Raw genomic sequence first — 18,402 nt, 5'->3', positions numbered from 1 at the left:
CGGGCTCTTGCGCATCTAACGGACATACGCAAGAGACGCAGATCACAGTGATGTGAACGTAACCATCGAAGGGGTTCGAAGGTCTAAGTTGACGATGTCAGGGAGCGTCTTGGGGGGCGCCACCTGACGTCTGGAGATGTCTTGGGGGACTTCTTCAGAGATGCGTTGCCGGGGCACGCACACCGGGAAGCTTTGAGCGGCCCTCCCGGGCGTGTCCCGGCAGATCGCACACCACAGCAGTGCGGCGAGTTTTGCTCGTTCTGCTGAACAGCGGTTTCAGGCGCTGTCCTCACAGACGCCCGGCCGGATCCCGTGGGGGGAATCCGTACCGGGACTGGGAAGGCGCCCTGGTCGTCGGCCCGTGGGGGGACCGGCGCCGGGGCGCCTTCTTCATTGCGTAAGAAATCATGTAAGAGAGCACGCGAGAGCGCACGCGAAAGCCCCCGCACCCGGCAAGCGGATACGGGGGCCGACGCGGGCTTGCGCCTCAGCGCTCCTCGACGGGCACGAAGTCGCGCTCGACCACACCCGTGTAGATCTGGCGCGGGCGGCCGATGCGGGAGCCCGGCTCCTTGATCATCTCGTGCCACTGGGCGATCCAGCCCGGCAGCCGGCCGAGGGCGAACAGGACCGTGAACATCTCGGTCGGGAAGCCCATGGCCCGGTAGATCAGACCGGTGTAGAAGTCGACGTTCGGGTAGAGGCTGCGCTCGACGAAGTAGTCGTCGGAGAGCGCGTGCTCCTCCAGCTTCAGCGCGATGTCCAGCAGCTCGTCGGACTTGCCGAGGGCGGACAGCACGTCGTGCGCGGCGGCCTTGATGATCTTGGCGCGCGGGTCGAAGTTCTTGTAGACCCGGTGGCCGAAGCCCATCAGGCGGACGCCGTCCTCCTTGTTCTTCACCTTGCGGATGAAGGAGTCGACGTCGCCGCCGGAGTCGCGGATGCCCTCCAGCATCTCCAGCACCGACTGGTTGGCGCCGCCGTGCAGCGGGCCCCACAGGGCGTTGATGCCGGCGGAGATCGAGGCGAACATGTTCGCCTGCGAGGAGCCGACCAGGCGGACCGTGGACGTCGAGCAGTTCTGCTCGTGGTCCGCGTGCAGGATCAGCAGCTTGTCGAGCGCGGAGACCACGGTCGGGTCCAGGTCGTACTCCTGCGCGGGGACCGAGAAGGTCATGCGGAGGAAGTTCTCGACGTAGCCCAGGTCGTTGCGCGGGTAGACGAACGGATGGCCGATCGACTTCTTGTACGCGTACGCCGCGATCGTCGGGAGCTTGGCGAGCAGGCGGATCGTCGAGAGGTTGCGCTGGCGCTCGTCGAACGGGTTGTGGCTGTCCTGGTAGAACGTGGACAGCGCCGAGACGACCGAGGACAGCATGGCCATCGGGTGGGCGTCGCGCGGGAAGCCCTTGTAGAAGTTCTTGACGTCCTCGTGCAGCAGGGTGTGCTGCGTGATGTCGTTCTTGAACACCGAGAGCTCGTCGACGGTCGGGAGCTCGCCGTTGATCAGCAGGTAGGCGACCTCCAGGAAGGTGGAGCGCTCGGCCAGCTGCTCGATCGGGTAGCCGCGGTACCGCAGGATGCCCGCTTCGCCGTCCAGGTACGTGACGGCGGATTTATACGCGGCCGTGTTGCCGTAACCGCTGTCCAGCGTCACCAGACCGGTCTGGGCTCGGAGCTTTCCGATGTCGAAGCCCTTGTCACCGACGGTGCTGTCGATCACCGGGTAGGTGTACTCGCCGTCGCCGTACCGCAGTACTACAGAGTTGTCGCTCACGTCTTCCCTCACCGACGTTGTGCCTCATCTTCGAGGTTGCCCTGACTGTCTCTACCATCCCCCACTTGGCTCAGGAGAGTGCACTCGGGGTCGACCATCGGGCCTATCGACGGCACTGAGTGCCGCCAACTTGCTCATCCTGCCCCCTGCGTTCCCCTTCTGGAAGTGCCTTGTGACCTTCACGACTCATTTGATCGATCATTTTTCTTTGAACCGAGCCGGAAGTCGAGTGCCGTGCACCGCCGACCCGCCGAAACCGTGCGCACCGCCTGGCCGATCGCCTTGCGTGAACCGACGAGGACGACCAGCTGCCTGGCCCGGGTGACGGCCGTGTAGAGCAGGTTCCGCTGGAGCATCATCCAGGCGCTCGTGGTGACCGGGATGACGACCGCCGGGTACTCGCTGCCCTGGGAGCGGTGGATCGTCACGGCGTACGCGTGTGCCAGCTCGTCGAGCTCGTCGAACTCGTACGGCACCTCCTCGTCCTCGTCGGTGAGCACCGTCAGGCGCTGGTCGACCGGGTCGAGCGAGGTGACCACGCCGACGGTGCCGTTGAAGACACCGTTCTCCCCCTTCTCGTAATTGTTGCGAATCTGGGTGACCTTGTCGCCGACGCGGAACACCCGTCCGCCGAATCTCTTCTCGGGCAGATCGGGGCGGCCGGGGGTGACGGCCTGCTGCAGCAGGCCGTTGAGGGTGCCCGCGCCGGCCGGGCCGCGGTGCATGGGGGCGAGGACCTGGACGTCCCGGCGCGGGTCCAGCCCGAACTTGGCCGGAATGCGACGGGCGGCCACGTCGACGGTGAGCCGTCCGACGGCCTCGGTGTCGTCCTCGACGAAGAGGAAGAAGTCCTTCATGCCGTCCGTGACCGGGTGTTGGCCGGCGTTGATCCGGTGCGCGTTCGTCACCACACCGGACTGCTGGGCCTGCCGGAAGACCCGCGTGAGACGGACCGCGGGAATCGGGCCGCCGTCGGTCAGGAGGTCGCGGAGCACCTCCCCCGCGCCGACGCTGGGCAGCTGGTCGACGTCCCCGACGAACAGCAGGTGCGCCCCCGGCGGCACGGCTTTCACCAGCTTGTTGGCAAGCAGCAGGTCCAGCATGGACGCCTCGTCGACCACCACCAGGTCGGCGTCCAGCGGGCGGTCCCGGTCGTAGGCCGCGTCGCCGCCGGGCCTGAGCTCCAGCAGGCGGTGGACGGTGGAGGCCTCGGCGCCGGTGAGCTCGGACAGGCGCTTGGCGGCCCGGCCCGTGGGGGCGGCCAGCACGACCTTCGCCTTCCGGGCGCGGGCCAGCTCCACGATCGAGCGGACCGTGAAGGACTTGCCGCAGCCGGGCCCGCCGGTGAGGACGGCGACCTTCTCGGTCAGCGCCAACTTGACGGCGGCCTCCTGCTCCGGCGCGAGCTCGGTGCCCGTGCGCCCCTTCAGCCAGCCCAGCGCTTTGTCCCACGCCACGGTCCGGAAGCCCGGCATGCGGTCCTCGTCGGTGCGCAGGAGGCGCAGCAACTGGGCGGAGAGGGAGAGTTCGGCGCGGTGGAAGGGGACGAGGTAGATCGCGGTGACGGACTCGCCGCCGTCGGGTCCGGGGACCTTCTCCCGTACGACTCCGGGGTCCTCGCCGTCCTCAGGGGGTTCGGCCAGCTCGGCCAGGCACTCGATGACCAGGCCCGTGTCGACCTGGAGGAGTTTGACCGCGTCCTTGATCAGCTGCTCCTCCGGGAGGAAGCAGTGGCCCTGGTCGGTGGACTGGGACAGCGCGTACTGCAGGCCCGCCTTGACGCGCTCCGGGCTGTCGTGCGGGATGCCGACGGACTGGGCGATCTTGTCGGCGGTGAGGAAGCCGATGCCCCAGACGTCGGAGGCGAGGCGGTACGGCTGGTTCTTCACGACGGAGATGGAGGCGTCGCCGTACTTCTTGTAGATGCGCACGGCGATGGACGTGGAGACTTCGACGGTCTGGAGGAAGAGCATGACCTCCTTGATGGCCTTCTGCTCCTCCCAGGCGTCGGCGATCTTCTTCGTCCGCTTGGGGCCGAGACCGGGGACCTCGATGAGGCGCTTGGGCTCCTCCTCGATGATCCGGAGGGTGTCCATGCCGAAGTGCTGTGTGATGCGGTCGGCGAAGACCGGGCCGATGCCCTTGACCAGGCCCGAGCCGAGGTAGCGGCGCATGCCCTGGACGGTGGCCGGCAGGACCGTCGTGTAGTTCTCGACGTGGAACTGCTTCCCGTACTGCGGGTGGGAGCCCCAGCGGCCCTCCATGCGCACGGACTCGCCGACCTGTGCGCCGAGCAGCGCACCGACGACCGTGAGGAGGTCGCCGCCGCCTCTGCCGGTGTCGACCCGGGCGACCGTGTAGCCGTTCTCCTCGTTGGCGTACGTGATGCGTTCGAGTACGCCTTCCAGCGTGGCCAGTCGCCGCTCGCCCGCCTGGGCGGCCCCCGCCTGATCGGTCATGATCCGACGGTACCGCCCGGGTACGACAGTGCGGCGGCGGACGGAACACCGGCGGCCCTCTCATAAAGCGACCGATCAGTATGCACATCGGAGTTCACCTTTCACGGCGAATTCACAAGAGGACGCGAAGCTTTACAGTTCAAGCATCCGAGCCGCCCCTTTTGTGACCCTTTCCCGTGGAAGAATTCAGGGGTTCGAGAAATGGGGGGCGGACTCGATTCCGGAGCGACTGTGACACCGATGCGTCCCCTTGGCCCGAGTGCGCCCGGGCGCGCCCACACCGCGGGCACGCTCCTCGTCGGACTGTGTGCCGTCGGCACGTTGACGCTCCTGGTGATGGCTCCGGCGATTTCCGGGGAGCACGCGATCGTGGCCCCGGGGTCTTCCGCGCCGCACCGGAAGACGCCCGTCCCTCCACCGCCGTACCGGGCACCCGTGCCGGAATTCCGGCCCCATCCCAGCCCCGGCCCGGGTTGATTCCGCCCCGCCCATTCCATTCCCCCCGGCTCCGAATGACGACGAGGAACGATGTCACCCCAGGCCCAGAGCGTCGCCCTGTGGATCATGTCCCTGGCCATCAACATCACGGCGGCGTGCGCGGGGGTCGTCTGGGGTTGGGAGGCCTTCGCACAGTTCCTGCTGCCGGCGTTCGGGTCGGTGGTGGGGGCGTCGATGGTGAGCTACAGCCTGCGGCGGTGAGGGCGCCGCGGGTGCCCGGGCGCCGCGAAAGCCGATTGCCGCTCCGCCTCCCGCCTCATTAGCGTCCGTCCCATGCCCCCGACCCTGCGCACCGCGCGCCTGCTCCTGGACCCCTACACTCCCGACGACGAAGAGGACTTCGTCGCCCTGTTCCAGGACACCAAGGTCTCCCGGTGGATGGGATACGGGCCCTCTCCAGAGGCGGACGACCGGGCGCTGTTCGGGCGGATCTTCAGCAAGGTCTATGCGCGGGACCTCTTCGACGTGTGGGCGGTCCGGCGCGACGGCCGGCTGATCGGGCACGCGGAGATCAAGCAGACCGACGACGTGGCCGGGCACGAGATCGTCTACGCGCTGTCCCCAGCGGTCTGGGGAAGCGGACTCGGCACGGAGCTCGCCGAGGTGCTCGTGGCGTACGGCTTCGGGACGCTCGGGCTCACCGAGGTGCACGCCACCGTCGCCGCGGAGAACGAGGCCTCGCTGCGCCTGCTCGCACGGATGGGGTTCGCGCACGTACGCGACATCGAGGAGGACGACGGTGGTATCACCCGCGTGCTCACAGCCTCCCGAACACCACGGAGCGCCACGTCCAGCCCGCTGTGAGGACGGCGTCCCTGAGCGGGTCACGCAACTCCGCGCTGTCGAAGCGGTAGGTCTCCGTCGCTTCGAGCCGGCCGCTCTCCCCGCGGCCGATCGTGTAGTGGCGGGAGACGGTCCGGTCGGGCCCGCGCGTGTACTGCCCGGAGATCCTCAGCCGCGGCGGGTTTCCGACCCGGGTGACTTCCCGCCCCTCCTCGACGACCCGCACCTCGTGGGTCTCCGGGACCAGGCGCATCCGGAACCGGACGGCGCGCGTCAGCTGCGACCGGACGAAGAGGTTCTGCCAGGCCGGTTCGGCCGTCCGCCACTCCGCGACCACGTCGGCGCCCTGCGCGGCACCGTCGCGGATCACGTACGGCGCGTCGGCACGACCCAGCCCGAGCAGAGCCGTGCGCACCTCCTGGGCGGGACGCGGAGGGACCCCGGCGGCGGGGTGGGTGGTCCCGGTCAGCTTGTCGAAGAGGCGCATGGTGTCAACCTAGGGCGGCCCGCCTGAGCCACGACCGGGGCCCTCCAGAATCCGGCAAGATTTTCTTACTTCGCCGTGCAACCCTTTCTGCCCCACGGCGGTCGTACTAGGCGTCAGGGCTTCTGGAGGGGGATCCGGGGGGATCGCGGGGGTTCCTGACGGGAGGGGAAAGGCCGAGGAGGCCCGGTCGACGGACCGGGCCTCCTCGAAACCGTTCGGGGCCTTTCAGGGCTCTTCAGGGGACCTTCTCGGACATCAGAAGAAGACGCCGCACCTCAACAGGACGTTCGCGTACGGCCGTGCCTCGCCCGTGCGGACGACGAGCCGGGCACCCGCGGACAGCTCCTTGAGGCGCTCGTGCGACACCAGGTCCAGTGCGGGGAAGTGCTCCTCCAGCAGCGCCGACGCCTCCGGGTTGGCCTCCCGTACCTCCTGCGCCGCCGTCGCCCCCTCGACCACCAGCTCGGCCAGCAGCCCGTCCAGCACCTCGGCGAACGCCGGCACCCCGGCCCGGAAGGCCAGGTCCACCACCCGGGGGCCGTCCGGGATGGGCATGCCCGCGTCGCACACCAGCACCCCGTCGCCGTGGCCGAGTTCGGCCAGCGCACCGGCGAGGTGACGGTTCAGTATTCCGGTCCTCTTCACGGCGCGGCGACCTCCGCCGCCGTGGGGAAGGACGCCTGCGCGCCCTCCTTCGTCACGGTCGCGGCACCCACCCGCGCCGCGTACGCCGCCGCCTCCGCCAGCGACGCGCCAGCGCCCAGCCGACAGGCCAGCGCGGCGGTGAAGGAATCGCCCGCGCCCGTCGTGTCCACCGCGTCCACCGTCACGGCCGGCACGCGCGCGACACCCTCCGCCGACGCCACCAGCGCGCCCTCCGCGCCCAGCGTCACCACCACCGACTTCGGGCCCTTGGCGAGGAGGATCCGCGCCCAGTCCTCGGGGGTGTCCCCCACGGCGGAGCCGCCCAGGATCACCTTCGCCTCGTGCTCGTTCACGATCAGCGGGTCACAGGCCGCCAGCACTTCCTGCGGGAGGGGGCGCGGCGGGGAGGGGTTCAGCACGAAACGGCTTTCGGGCGCCAGGCTCCGCACGGCCTCCACCACCGTCTCCAGCGGGATCTCCAGCTGCGCCGACACCACCCGTGAGCTCTGGAAGAGGCACCCGGCGGCGCTGACGTCCTCCGGGGTCAGCCGGCCGTTCGCGCCGGGCGAGACCACGATGCTGTTGTCCCCGGACGGGTCGACCGTGATCAGCGCGACGCCGGTCGGTGCGCCGCCCACCAGGACTCCCACCGTGTCGACGCCCGCCTCGCGCTGCGATTGCAGCAGCAGCCGGCCGTGCGCGTCGTCGCCGACCCGGGCCAGCAGCGCCGTACGGGCGCCGAGCCGGGCGGCGGCGACCGCCTGGTTCGCGCCCTTGCCGCCCGGGTGGACGGCCAGGTCGGAGCCGAGCACGGTCTCGCCGGCACCGGGCCGGCGCTCCACTCCGATCACCAGGTCGGCGTTGGCCGAACCCACGACCAGGAGGTCGTAGTCGTACATGAGTTGTCTCCCCACGTGAGTGACATGGGCGGGCGGTCACGCACACCGTGTGCGACCGCCCGCCGTTCCCCGATGTCAGCCGCTGAAGCCGGCCACGTTCTCCTTGGTGACCACCTTCACCGGCACCTTCACCGTCTCCTCGACCTTCTCGCCCTTCAGGGCCCGCAGGGCGTTGTCCACGGCGATCTTCCCGAGCTGGGACGGCTGCTGCGCCACGGACGCGTACAGCGTGCCGCCCTCGACCGCCTTCAGTCCGTCAGGCGTGCCGTCGAAGCCGACGACCGAGACCGACTTGCCGGCCTTGGAACCCAGCGCCTTGATCGCGCCGAGCGCCATCTCGTCGTTGGCCGCGATGACGCCCTGGACGTCCGGGTGGGCCTGGAGCAGGTTCGACATGACGTCGAGGCCCTTGGTGCGATCGAAGTCGGCGGGCTGCTGGGCGACGACCTTGATGCCCGGGTAGGCCTTGAGGCCGTTCGCGAAGCCCTGCGCGCGCTCCCGGGCCGCAGACGTGCCGGCCTGGCCCTGGAGGATCACGATCTTGCCCTTGCCGCCCAGCTTGTCGGCGACGGTCTTGGCGGCGAGCTCACCGCCGGCGACGTTGTCGGAGGCGACCAGGGCGTCCACCGACGCCTTGTTCACGCCCCGGTCGACCGCGATGACCGGGATCTTCGCCTTGTCGGCGGCCTTGACGGAGTTGCTCGCCGCGTCGGAGTCCACCGGGTTGACGATGATCGCGCCCAGACCGGAACTGGTGAAGTTCTGCAGCTGGTTGGCCTGCTGGGAGGCGTCGTTCTGGGCATCGGTGACGGTCAGGTCCACGCCGCGCTTCTCCGCCTCGGCCTGGGCGCCCGCCCGGATCTGCACGAAGAAGGGGTTGTTGAGCGTGGACAGCGACAGGCCCAGCTTCGGGCTGCTCGTGGCGGAGGAGCCGTTGTGCAGGAAGGACGTGGCGCCGACGATCGCGACGGTGACCACGGCCGCGAGTCCGTACGTCGCCGCCTGCTTGCCCCTGCCCCCCTGGGAGGCACCGGCCACCGGGGTCGCCCCCGCCTTGCGCCGCAGCGTGTCGAACAGCACCGCGAGCGCGATGACGACACCGATCACGACCTGCTGCCAGAACGCCGAGACGTTCAGCAGGTTCAGCCCGTTGCGCAGCACGGCCAGGATCAGCGCGCCGATGAGCGTGCCGGACGCCTTGCCGGTGCCGCCCGCGAGGGAGGCGCCGCCGATGACGACGGCGGCGATCGCGTCCAGCTCGTAGCCGTCGGCGGCCTGGGGCTGCGCGGAGGAGAGCCGGGCGGCGAGCACGACACCGGCGACGGCGGCGAAGACGCCCGAGAAGGCGTAGATGGCGAGCTTCTGCTTCTTCACGCGCAGGCCGGACAGCCGCGCGGCCTCCTCGTTGCCGCCGATCGCGTACATGGAGCGGCCGATGTAGGTCCGGCCGAGCACGAAGGCCGCGATCAGGCCCATGACGATCATCACCAGGACCGGCACCGGCAGCCAGCCGCCGAGGGTGTCGCCGAGGTGGGAGACCGAGTCGGGGAAGGCGATGGGGGAGCCCTCGGAGATGACGAGGGACAGGCCGCGGGCCACGGACAGCATGGCCAGCGTGGCGATGAACGGCGGGAGCTTGCCGTAGGAGATCAGGATGCCGTTGACCAGGCCGCAGACGATGCCCGTCGCTATGGCGAGCAGGACGGCGAGGAAGACCGGGACGCCCGCCGAGGTGGCGCTCCAGGCGAGGACCGTGGCGGACAGCGCGGCGACCGAACCGACCGACAGGTCGATGCCCGCGGAGACGATCACGAAGGTCACGCCGAAGGCCAGGATGGCCGTCACGGCCGCCTGCACACCGACGTTGAGGAGGTTGTCCGTCGTCAGGAAGTCGCCGGACAGGGCCGACATCGCGATGACGAGGACGATGAGCGCGGTGAGCGCGCCGTTGTCGAGCAGGAGGCGGCGCAGGCCTCCCGAGGCGCCACCCGCGCCCGTTGTGCTCTTGAGCGTGTCAGTGGCCACGGGAGGCCTCCGTTCCGTTCGTGGTCGTCGTCGTGGTCGTTGTCGTGGGGGTGCTGACGGCGAGTGCCATCACGGCGTCCTGGGTCGCCTCGTCGGCGGAGAGTTCACCGGCGATCCGGCCCTGCGCCATCACCAGCACCCGGTCGCTCATGCCGAGCACCTCGGGAAGGTCGCTGGAGATCATCAGGACGGCCGCGCCGGCGGCGGTGAGTTCGTTGACCAGCTGGTAGATCTCCACCTTGGCGCCGACGTCGATGCCGCGTGTGGGCTCGTCCAGGATCAGCACCTTGGTGTCGGCGAGCAGCCACTTGCCGATGACGACCTTCTGCTGGTTGCCGCCGGAGAGGGTGCGCACGTGCTGGCCGAGCCCGGCCATCCGCACGCCGAGCTGCCCCGCGATCCGCTCGGCGGACTCGCGCTGGCCCTTGAGGTCGACGAGCCCGGCGCGCGTGGCCGACCGCAGGGTCACCAGGCCGAGGTTCTCCTCGACGGAGGCGTCCAGCACCAGGCCCTGGCCCTTGCGGTCCTCGGGCACGAGTCCGATGCCCGCGGTCATCGCCGCGTTGACGTCGTACTTGGCGATCGGGGCGCCGGAGACTTTCACAATGCCCTTGTCGTACGCGTCGGCCCCGAAGACCGCCCGTACGACCTCGGTACGGCCCGCGCCGACCAGTCCGGCGATGCCGACGACCTCACCGGCGTGCACGTCGAAGCTCACGTCGTGGAAGACGCCGTCCCGGGTGAGTCCCTCGACGGTGAGCAACGCGGCGCCCCGCTCGGCGCGTTCACGCGGGTACTGCTGCTCGATGGAGCGCCCGACCATGAGCCGGACGAGCTCGTCCTCGGAGGTGGAGGCCGGGACCTGCCCGACGCTCTTCCCGTCTCGGATGACGGTCACCCGGTCGCCGAGGGCGGCGATCTCCTCCAGATGGTGGGTGATGAAGACGATCCCGACGCCGTCCTCGCGCAGCGTGCGCACGATCGCGAAGAGCTTGTCGACCTCCTCGGAGGTGAGCACGGCGGTCGGCTCATCCATGATCAGCACCCGGGCGTTCAGGCTGAGCGCCTTGGCGATCTCGACCATCTGGAGACGGGCGATGCCCAGCTCGCGGACCCGAGCGCGGGGCGACACCTGCACCCCGACCCGCTTCAGCAGGACCTCGGCGTCGGCCTCCATCTTCTTCCGGTCGATCATCCCGAACCGGCGCGGCTGGCGCCCCAGGAAGATGTTCTCGGCGACCGTCAGATCGGGCACCAGGTTGAACTCCTGGTAGATCGTGGCGATCCCGAGCCGCTCCGAGTCCTGCGCACCCTGGATGCGCGTCTCCTCGCCGCCGACCAGGATCCGCCCCGAGTCCGGGGTGTAGGCACCGGAGAGCATCTTGATGAGGGTGCTCTTGCCGGCACCGTTCTCACCGAGCAGCACGTGCACCTCGCCCCGGCGCAGGTCGAAGTCGACGCCGTCCAGCGCGACCACGCCCGGGAAGGTCTTCCGTATGCCCTCGATGCGCAGCAACTCGTCCGCGTTGCTCACGTCGTGCTCCTTTGCACTGGGATGGGGAACTGTGGGGGTTTGAGTGAGTGCTGAGGTTCCGGTCAGGGGTGCTGCCTCGAGATGGGAATTCGAGTTCGCCTGTCGAATGTGTGACCTTTCCGGATGGTGCTCGTTGGGTGTGATGAACGGGTTTTCGAGAGGCCGTATGGGGTGGGCGGGTTGCGGGAGCTTGCGGCGTCGTTCGTTGCTGTCGGCCCCTCGGGGGTGGCGGTCCGTACACGGTTGAAGCAGCTCACGCCTGCCGATGAGGAGGTGCTCGCATTGGTCGGTGCGCACCTCGGCTCGCTCGCCTCCCGTGATCTCAAGGCACGGTGCGCTGACGGGCTGGAGCACTCCACCGACAGGTGGGCGGCCCGGAAGAAGGGACTCACTGCCGAGTCGTCCTCGCGGTGGGCAGGTGCGATTACGAAGGCCACGCACGATCAATGGGCGCTGGCCCGTCGTGGGCAGGCCGCGCACATCCAGTCTCTGGAGGCCGGTGTCCGTACGATCGCGCACCGCTTGTCGCTGCCGGTCGGCCACAAGGGCACCAAGCAGGAACCGGGTGGCTACCGCTCCGCGCACGAGTGGTTCAACAAGACCCGCCGCCTGCACGTCCTCGAGGACCGGCTCGAACAGGTACGAGCTGACCGTCAGGCCGGTGTCGTCCGCGTGGTACGAGGCGGCAAACGTCTGCTGGGCACCCGCCACAATCTCGACGCCGCGCAGCTCACCGAGGACCAGTGGCGAAAGCGGTGGGAAGCCGGGCGCTGGTTCCTCCAGGCGGACGGTGAGTCCGGCAGGCGCTTCGGCAACGAGACGATCCGCGTCACCGCGCACGGAGAGGTGAGCATCAAGCTGCCCGCCCCCCTCAAGGAGCTTGCGAACGCTAAGCATGGCCGGTACGTGCTCGCCGCCAGGGTGTGTTTCCCGCACCGGGGCCAGGAGTGGGCCGACCGCATTGAGGCGAACCGGGCTGTCGCCTACCGCATTCATCTGGACACAGGCCGTGGACGCTGGTACCTGACTGCCTCCTGGCAGATCCCGCCCACGAAGACCATCCCGCTCGAAGCCGCCCTCGCCGATGGCGTGATCGGTGTGGACACCAACGCCGACCACCTCGCCGTCTGGCGGCTCGACGTGCACGGCAACCCGACCGGCCGACCCCGCCGCTTCTCCTATGACCTCAGCGGGTCGGCCAACCACCGCGACGCCCAGGTACGCCATGCCCTGTCCCGGCTGCTGAACTGGGCCAAGACCTGCGGCGTGAAGGCCATCGCCGTGGAGGATCTGGACTTTGCGGCGGAGAAGACCCGCGAAAAGCACGGCCGTAAGTGCCGCTTCCGGCAGTTGATCTCCGGTATGCCCACGGGCAGGCTCCGCGCCCGGCTCACGTCGATGGCCGACGCCACCGGTGTCGCGATCATCGCTGTCGATCCGGCCTACACCTCGAAGTGGGGCACCCAGCACTGGCAGAAGCCCCTCACCAGCAGGACTCGTAAGACGACCCGTCACGATGCAGCGAGCATCGCGATCGGGCGACGCGCCCAGGGGCATCCGATCCGGCGACGGACGACACCGCCCCCGCACGACCGGAGCGATCGTGCGGGGCATCGGACCGTCCAGGCCGGGCCGGAGGCTCCTGGGCGTGAGGGAGCCCGCCCCCGCGTTGCCGGACCACGGACACGATCCGTGCCGCCGGACGCTGCAAGTACGCGGGCGACCAGGACACCCAAGACCGTTCGGGATGTCCGCAGTGGCCAGGTATGGGTACAAGACTCACTCCTGCTCACTGACTAGGAACGGTTCTCGCCGCACGAGCGGCGTACGACGAGCCGGGCGGGGAGCGTGACGGACTCGCCGGGCCGCCCCTCGATGCGGTCGACCAGGGCCCGTACGGCGGCCCGGCCCAGCTCGCCCGTGGGCTGGGCGATCGCGGTGATCGGCGGATCGGTGTGCACGAACCACCGGATGTCGTCGAACGCGGCCAGCGCGAGGTCGTCCGGTACGCGCAGACCACGCGCCCGTACGGCGTCCAGGGCGCCGAGCGCCATAAGGTTGTCGGCCGCGAAGACGACCTCGGGCGGTTCGGCCAGATCGAGGAAGCCCTCGGTGACCAGCCGGCCGCTCTCGGCCTGGAAGTCGCCCTGCCCTATGTAGGCGTCGGGCAGGTCGAGCCCGTACGCGCCGAGCGCCTCCCGGAAGGCCTCGACGCGCTCCTGACCGGTGGTGGTCGCCGCCGGGCCCGCGATGATGGCGAGCCTGCGGTGCCCCAGCCCGTGCAGATGCGCCACGAGGTCCCGTACGGCGGTCCGGCCGTCCGCCCGTACCACCGGCACGTCCACGCCCGGGATCCACCGGTCCACGAAGACCATGGGCGTCCCGGCCCGCGCGGCGTCCAGCATCAGCGGCGAGCCGCCGTCCGTCGGGGAGACGAGCAGGCCGTCGATCCGGCGGTCGAGCAGGGTCCGAACGTGGTGGTCCTGGAGGTCCGGGCGCTCGTCGGCGTTGCCGATGATGACGCTGTAGCCGAGCGCGCGGGCCTCCTCCTCGACGGAGCGGGCCAGTTCGGTGAAGTACGGGTTCATCACGTCGCTGATGACCAGGCCGAGGGTGTGGGTCTGGTCGGTGCGCAGGGAGCGGGCGACGGCGTTCGGGCGGTAGCCCAGGGTCTCGACGGCGGCCAGCACGCGGGTGCGTGCGTCGGCGCTGACCGACGGGTGGTCGTTCAGGACGCGCGAGACCGTGGCGACGGAGACGCCGGCCTCGGCAGCGACGTCCTTGATGCTGGCCACCGCCGCTCCACCTCCTTGTGGATCAGTCGTGGGAGCACCGGGTGAGTGCTCGTGGAATCGATTACATCGACGGGAGCATGGAATCGATTACACGCAGCCGAATCAAGCCCCCGGCGGTACCTCTTGACCGGATCGTGATGTCGCAGGGTTCGGCCCGGCGGGCCAGGCTGGAGGTACGGGGGTTTCCTGTGGGGCGTTCGAGGCCCTGGCGGGCCGGAGCGGAGGAACCATGACGGCGGCGACCCGGAACGACGTACCCGTGGCCCTCGAAGGCGACGGAGTGGAACTGCGCCTGACGCCGATCGGCGGCGGCATGTCGGTCGGCTACATCACGCTGCCCCAGGGCACGGACATGGGCCCGGCCCTCAAGGGCCTGCCCGACGACGCCTGCCCGTGCCCGCACTGGGGTTACCTGCTCAAGGGCCGGATCCGGATGCGGACGGCCACCGGCGAGGAGGAGTACGAGGCGGGGCAGGCGTACTACTGGGGCCCCGGCCACGTGCCGGTGGCGCTGGAGGACAGCGAACTGGTGGAGTTCTCGCCGAGTGAGGACTTCCAGCAGGTGATCGACCACGTGGTGGCGCAGGCCGGGTGAAGCCGGAGTCTTGGCCGCGCCGGGCCCGCGCCGATGAGTTTTCCCGGTCCGGGCGGTCTCTCTTGCATCGACCACAGGAGGAGCGCTGTGTCCCAGCTGCTGCGCGTGCAGAACTTCAATGTCTCGAGTGACGGCTTCGGTGCCGGTGAGGGCCAGAGCCTGGAGCGGCCGTTCGGTCATGCCGATCCCGGCACGATGTTCGCCTGGGCCGGCGCGACCGCGAGCTGGCCGAACCGCACCGACCCGGGCGGGAGCCGGGGCCTCGACGACTATCTGGTGCGCGACTTCCACCACAACATCGGCGCCGAGATCATGGGCCGCAACAAGTTCAGCCCGCAGCGCGGCCCTTGGGAGAACCACGAGTGGCAGGGCTGGTGGGGCGACGAGCCTCCGTTCCACACCCCGGTGTTCGTGATGACCCACCACGAGCGCCCCTCGTTCACCCTCTCCGACACGACGTTCCACTTCGTCGGCGGGGATCCGGCCGAGGTCCTCGCCCAGGCGCGCAAAGCGGCCGGGGGCAAGGACGTCCGGCTCGGCGGCGGAGCGGCGACCATCCGGCAGTTCCTGGACGCCGACCTGGTCGACGCGCTGCACGTGGCGGTCTCGCCCGATGTGATGCTCGGATCCGGGTCACGGCTGTGGGAGTCGCCCGAGGAACTGTTCGGCCGCTTCCACTGCGACGTCGTGCCGAGTCCGAGCGGGGTGGTGCATCACCTGTTCTGGCGGAAGTGACGACAGGTCAGGCTCCCTTGCCCCAGTCCAGCCGGTCGGCGAGCCCGGCGGCGGTGAAGGCGGCCGCCAACTGCTCGCGGCCCTCGGTGAAGTGGGCCCAGCTGTCGTAGTGGACGGGGACGACGCGCCGGGCGCCGAGGATCCGCGCGGCCTCGGCGGCCATCGCGCTGTCCAGGACGATGACCTGGTTGTCGAAGAGGACGGGGAAGCGGGGAGCCCCGGCGAAGAGCACGGCGGTGTCGACGGGGCCGAAGCGGCCGGCGATCTCGCGGACGGCGTCGAGGGAGGCGTTGTCGCCGCTGACGTAGACGGTGGGCAGGCCCTCGCCGGTCAGCACGAAGCCGACGACCTGGCCGGTGAACGCCTCGACCTGCTCGCGCGGGCCGGGTCCGTGCAGGGCCGGGACGCCGGTCACGGTGACCGTGCCGCCGCCGGGCCGGTCCAGCTCGACGGACTCCCAGTCGGCCAGGCCCCTGACCTTGTCCCCCAGGCTCTCGCGCAGGCGCTCGCCGCCGCCCGGCGTGGTCAGGGTCAGGGGTGTGCCGGGAAGCAGGGCCCGGCCGGAGGTGTCGAGGTTGTCGGGGTGCTCGTCGTGGGAGAGCAGCACCACGTCGACGCCGCCGAGGTCGGCGGGCGTGGCGGTGGCGGGCGCGGTCTTGGTCAGGACCGGACCCCCGGGCCGGGCGTAGTCGCCGGGGGCGTCGAAGGTCGGGTCGGTCAGGAAGCGCAGGCCGCCGTACTCGAACAGGGCGGTCGGGCCGCCGAGGGCGCGGACGGGGAAGTCGGTCGTCGCGGGCAGGGAGGACATGAAGCACCTCACGGATAGACATGATTGAACCGTGAGACGACCGTAGCCGCTTCTCACGGATACAGGCAAGCCGTACCATGAGAGGTATGGAGGAGCCCGTGATCGAACAGCCCGCCCCGCCGCCCGCACAGGGCGAGGCGGAGCACGCCTCCCTCGCCCTCGCCAATACCGCGATCGCCCTGCCCGGCGGGCGCACGCTCGACCTCCTGGGCACCCCCGCACAGGCGAACCACTGGCTGACCCAGCGCGACCTCGCCCCGGTCGACGCCGGCATGCGGGAGATGTGCGCGACCCAGCTGCGGTCGCTGCGCGAACAGATCAGGTCGCTGTTCGCCGCCCGTGTCGACGGCGTGCCCGCCCTGCCCGCGGCCGTGAACGCCGTCAACGACGCGATGACCAGGGTCCCCACGGCCCCGCTGCTGCGATGGGACGACAAGACCGGCCCCTACCGCACCGCCCCGCACCCCACCACCGCGATCGTCGACCTCGCCCTGGCGACCCTCGCCGCCGACGCCGCCGACCTGCTCACCTCCCCCGGGGCCGAGCGCCTCACCGCCTGCGGCTCCCCGCCCTGCAACCGCTACCTGCTCCGCCACGGGCGCCGCCACTGGTGCTCCACCCGCTGCGGCGACCGCGCCCGCGCGGCCCGGGCGTACGCCCGCCGCACCGATGCGCGCTGACGTCACCCTGGCCATGGCCCGGACTCAGGGGCGAGCCGCGCCCCCCTGCTCTCCGCGACCCTCTTGACGTCCCGTAGCGACTCGCTGAGCCGCCGGGCCAAGTAGTGCAGTTCCGCGCCGGTCACCCGACGCTCCGCGAGGAGTTCGGCGGCGTGCCCGAGCAGCTGGTCCGCCATGTCGATCTGCACGTCCTCGATCTCGTCGGCGAGCCGCGAGACATAGCCGGTTCCGTCACCCACGAGGTAGCACGGTCTGCCCTCGGTACCGGTCCAGGGCAGCAGCCGCCCGGCCACCGCACAGTCGCGCGCTCCGCCGGTCATGCACCCGCCTCCGCCATCAGGTAGGGGCGTACCAGTCGGTTGTCCTCTCCTCGGAGCGAACGCTCGTCAGGACGGCAGCGGGCCACCGGGCAGACGCACGGACGCGGGGGCGGTGCCGTCGATCGCCGACGCCTGCCGCGGGGCGGGAAGAGGAAACGGAGGAACGGTTCGAGGAGCCGAGCGATGAGGTCTACCACGTCTGTCTGCCTGCCTTCTCACCTGCGGTGACTGCGTTCTGCGCTGAATCACTCACAGAGTGAGGTCGGCACTCGCTACGCTGCCAGGGGGTGGAACTTGACATCGCGCTTGTCAAGAAGAGGAGTTGGCCGATGGACGAACGTCGCACGCTTCGAACGCCGCGTCAGAAGTACGGGGAGGAGATGCGACTGAGGCGGACCGCCGCCCGCCTCACCCAGGAGGAACTGGGCGACCAGGTGGTGTGCTCACCCACGCTGATCAGCCATTTCGAGGCGGGCCGACGCCTCCCCAAGCCGGATGACGCGCGGCGGATCGACCGGGCGCTGGGGACGGACGGGTTCTTCGCGCGGTGGCTGGAGGACCTGGAGTCGCACTACACCGATCATTTCGCGGCGGTGGCCGAACTCGAGCAACTGGCGCTTCAGATGCAGCAGTTCGCACTGTCTCTGGTTCCCGGAGTGCTTCAGACCGACGACTACGCACGCGCCCTGTTCGGGGCCTACCGTCCGAACCACACGACCGAGGAACTTGACGAGCTCGTTGTCATTCGAACACAGCGCCGCCGAATCCTCGACGGGCCGGCACAACCTGTCGTCTGGACGCTGCTCGACGAGGCGGTCCTCCGTCGTCGCGTCGGCGGATCGCAGGTCATGGCAGAGCAGTTGCACAAGGTCGCGGACATGGCCGAGTCGGGACGGCTGCGTCTGCACGTCCTTCCCTACGGCGTAGGGGCGCACTCACTCATGCAGAGCCTGCTCACGCTCATGACCTTCGAGGACTCGGCCCCGGTGGCCTACGTCGAGGGCTTCCAGACCGGCAACTTGATGGATGATCCGGCTCTGGTGAGCGCCTGCCAGACGGCCTACGCTCTGGCTCTGAGCGACGCGTTGTCGCAGAAGGAGTCACTGGCCCTCGTCAGGGCGGCAGCGGAGGACCATGCGCATGATCGACAGTGAGTACACCGGCTGGTACAAGTCCAGCTACAGCGGCGGCGATCAAGGAGAGTGCCTCGAAGTCGCCCCCGGCCGCCCCGACGTCCCGGTACGGGACAGCAAAGCCGCCCACGGACCCGCCCTGGTCTTCTCGCGGAGCGGCTGGGCGGCGTTCGTCGGCGCCGTCAAGGACGGGCACATAGGGGCTTAGGCCGCTTCTTCTGGACCACCT

The 18,402-nt window shown here is 69.8% G+C and carries 18 protein-coding genes; 8 read left to right on the top strand and 10 right to left on the bottom strand.

All coding sequences use genetic code 11. The features are described 5' to 3' along the window. Positions 1-487: 487 nt before the first annotated feature. Entirely contained in the window at positions 488-1,777 is a 1,290-nt protein-coding gene (locus BJ965_RS24845; RefSeq protein ID WP_097216753.1) for a citrate synthase, read from the bottom strand. A gap of 179 nt (positions 1,778-1,956) precedes the next feature. Beyond that, positions 1,957-4,236: an SF1B family DNA helicase RecD2 gene (recD2, locus tag BJ965_RS24840; protein WP_184910905.1), complete on the bottom strand. Its 2,280-nt coding sequence runs from the start codon at positions 4,234-4,236 to the stop codon at positions 1,957-1,959. A 528-nt stretch (positions 4,237-4,764) separates the two neighbouring features. On the opposite strand from recD2, the gene BJ965_RS24835 reads away from it, so the two are divergent. Both BJ965_RS24835 and BJ965_RS24830 read left to right on the top strand, forming a co-directional pair. After that, complete coding sequence (locus BJ965_RS24835) at positions 4,765-4,935, top strand: hypothetical protein (protein ID WP_158756477.1); 171 nt, start codon at positions 4,765-4,767, stop codon at positions 4,933-4,935. Positions 4,936-5,007: 72 nt separating this feature from the next. After that, complete coding sequence (locus BJ965_RS24830) at positions 5,008-5,538, top strand: GNAT family N-acetyltransferase (RefSeq protein WP_184910903.1); 531 nt, start codon at positions 5,008-5,010, stop codon at positions 5,536-5,538. Here the strand turns inward: BJ965_RS24830 and BJ965_RS24825 are convergent. From BJ965_RS24825 to BJ965_RS24805, 5 genes are all read right to left on the bottom strand, one after another. Then, the gene (locus tag BJ965_RS24825) at positions 5,492-6,004 is read right to left on the bottom strand and encodes a hypothetical protein (RefSeq protein ID WP_184910901.1); all 513 of its coding nucleotides are present in this window, start codon (positions 6,002-6,004) and stop codon (positions 5,492-5,494) included. The two genes, BJ965_RS24830 and BJ965_RS24825, sit on opposite strands and share 47 nt — an antisense overlap. 255 nt (positions 6,005-6,259) lie before the next feature. Next, a complete protein-coding gene (gene rbsD / locus BJ965_RS24820) occupies positions 6,260-6,649 on the bottom strand; it encodes a D-ribose pyranase (protein ID WP_184910899.1) in 390 nt (129 codons plus the stop codon). Next, positions 6,646-7,548, bottom strand: a complete 903-nt coding sequence (locus tag BJ965_RS24815) for a ribokinase (protein ID WP_184910897.1) — start codon at positions 7,546-7,548, stop codon at positions 6,646-6,648. The genes rbsD and BJ965_RS24815 overlap by 4 nt, the downstream gene beginning before the upstream one ends. Positions 7,549-7,623: 75 nt before the next feature. Beyond that, positions 7,624-9,573 (bottom strand): ABC transporter permease/substrate-binding protein, encoded by a 1,950-nt coding sequence (locus tag BJ965_RS24810; protein WP_184910895.1) that lies wholly within the window; start codon positions 9,571-9,573, stop codon positions 7,624-7,626. Further along, a complete protein-coding gene (locus tag BJ965_RS24805; RefSeq protein ID WP_184910893.1) occupies positions 9,563-11,107 on the bottom strand; it encodes a sugar ABC transporter ATP-binding protein in 1,545 nt (514 codons plus the stop codon). Before BJ965_RS24805 ends, BJ965_RS24810 begins: the two co-directional genes overlap by 11 nt. A 171-nt stretch (positions 11,108-11,278) precedes the next feature. Here BJ965_RS24805 and BJ965_RS24800 point away from each other — a divergent pair, with 171 nt between their 5' ends. Further along, a complete protein-coding gene (locus tag BJ965_RS24800) occupies positions 11,279-12,907 on the top strand; it encodes a transposase (protein ID WP_184910891.1) in 1,629 nt (542 codons plus the stop codon). Here the strand turns inward: BJ965_RS24800 and BJ965_RS24795 are convergent. After that, positions 12,904-13,902 (bottom strand): LacI family DNA-binding transcriptional regulator, encoded by a 999-nt coding sequence (locus BJ965_RS24795; protein ID WP_184910889.1) that lies wholly within the window; start codon positions 13,900-13,902, stop codon positions 12,904-12,906. The genes BJ965_RS24800 and BJ965_RS24795 overlap by 4 nt on opposite strands. A 229-nt stretch (positions 13,903-14,131) precedes the next feature. On the opposite strand from BJ965_RS24795, the gene BJ965_RS24790 reads away from it, so the two are divergent. Continuing rightward, positions 14,132-14,497 carry a hypothetical protein gene (locus tag BJ965_RS24790; RefSeq protein WP_184910887.1) on the top strand — a complete coding sequence of 122 codons (366 nt, stop codon included), beginning with the start codon at positions 14,132-14,134 and terminating at the stop codon, positions 14,495-14,497. Between the two features lie 87 nt (positions 14,498-14,584). Beyond that, positions 14,585-15,232: a dihydrofolate reductase family protein gene (locus BJ965_RS24785; RefSeq protein WP_184910885.1), complete on the top strand. Its 648-nt coding sequence runs from the start codon at positions 14,585-14,587 to the stop codon at positions 15,230-15,232. Positions 15,233-15,239: 7 nt separating this feature from the next. Here the strand turns inward: BJ965_RS24785 and BJ965_RS24780 are convergent, their stop codons facing one another. Beyond that, complete coding sequence (locus BJ965_RS24780) at positions 15,240-16,040, bottom strand: MBL fold metallo-hydrolase (RefSeq protein WP_184910884.1); 801 nt, start codon at positions 16,038-16,040, stop codon at positions 15,240-15,242. Positions 16,041-16,126: 86 nt separating this feature from the next. On the opposite strand from BJ965_RS24780, the gene BJ965_RS24775 reads away from it, so the two are divergent. Further along, the gene (locus BJ965_RS24775) at positions 16,127-16,720 is read left to right on the top strand and encodes a CGNR zinc finger domain-containing protein (RefSeq protein ID WP_184910882.1); all 594 of its coding nucleotides are present in this window, start codon (positions 16,127-16,129) and stop codon (positions 16,718-16,720) included. 2 nt (positions 16,721-16,722) lie between these two features. Here BJ965_RS24775 and BJ965_RS24770 read toward each other — a convergent pair whose 3' ends face one another. Further along, positions 16,723-17,040 carry a hypothetical protein gene (locus tag BJ965_RS24770; protein ID WP_184910880.1) on the bottom strand — a complete coding sequence of 106 codons (318 nt, stop codon included), beginning with the start codon at positions 17,038-17,040 and terminating at the stop codon, positions 16,723-16,725. 329 nt (positions 17,041-17,369) lie between these two features. On the opposite strand from BJ965_RS24770, the gene BJ965_RS24765 reads away from it, so the two are divergent. Together BJ965_RS24765 and BJ965_RS24760 are read left to right on the top strand one after the other, a co-directional pair. Continuing rightward, a complete protein-coding gene (locus BJ965_RS24765; protein ID WP_184910878.1) occupies positions 17,370-18,194 on the top strand; it encodes a helix-turn-helix domain-containing protein in 825 nt (274 codons plus the stop codon). Beyond that, positions 18,181-18,381 carry a DUF397 domain-containing protein gene (locus BJ965_RS24760; protein WP_246545976.1) on the top strand — a complete coding sequence of 67 codons (201 nt, stop codon included), beginning with the start codon at positions 18,181-18,183 and terminating at the stop codon, positions 18,379-18,381. The genes BJ965_RS24765 and BJ965_RS24760 overlap by 14 nt, the downstream gene beginning before the upstream one ends. Positions 18,382-18,402: the final 21 nt, after the last annotated feature.

This window comes from Streptomyces luteogriseus (assembly GCF_014205055.1).
Classification (GTDB): Bacteria; Actinomycetota; Actinomycetes; order Streptomycetales; family Streptomycetaceae; genus Streptomyces; species Streptomyces luteogriseus.
Note: the sequence above shows the minus strand (reverse complement) of the source record. Positions and strands in the feature narration are given on the sequence as shown.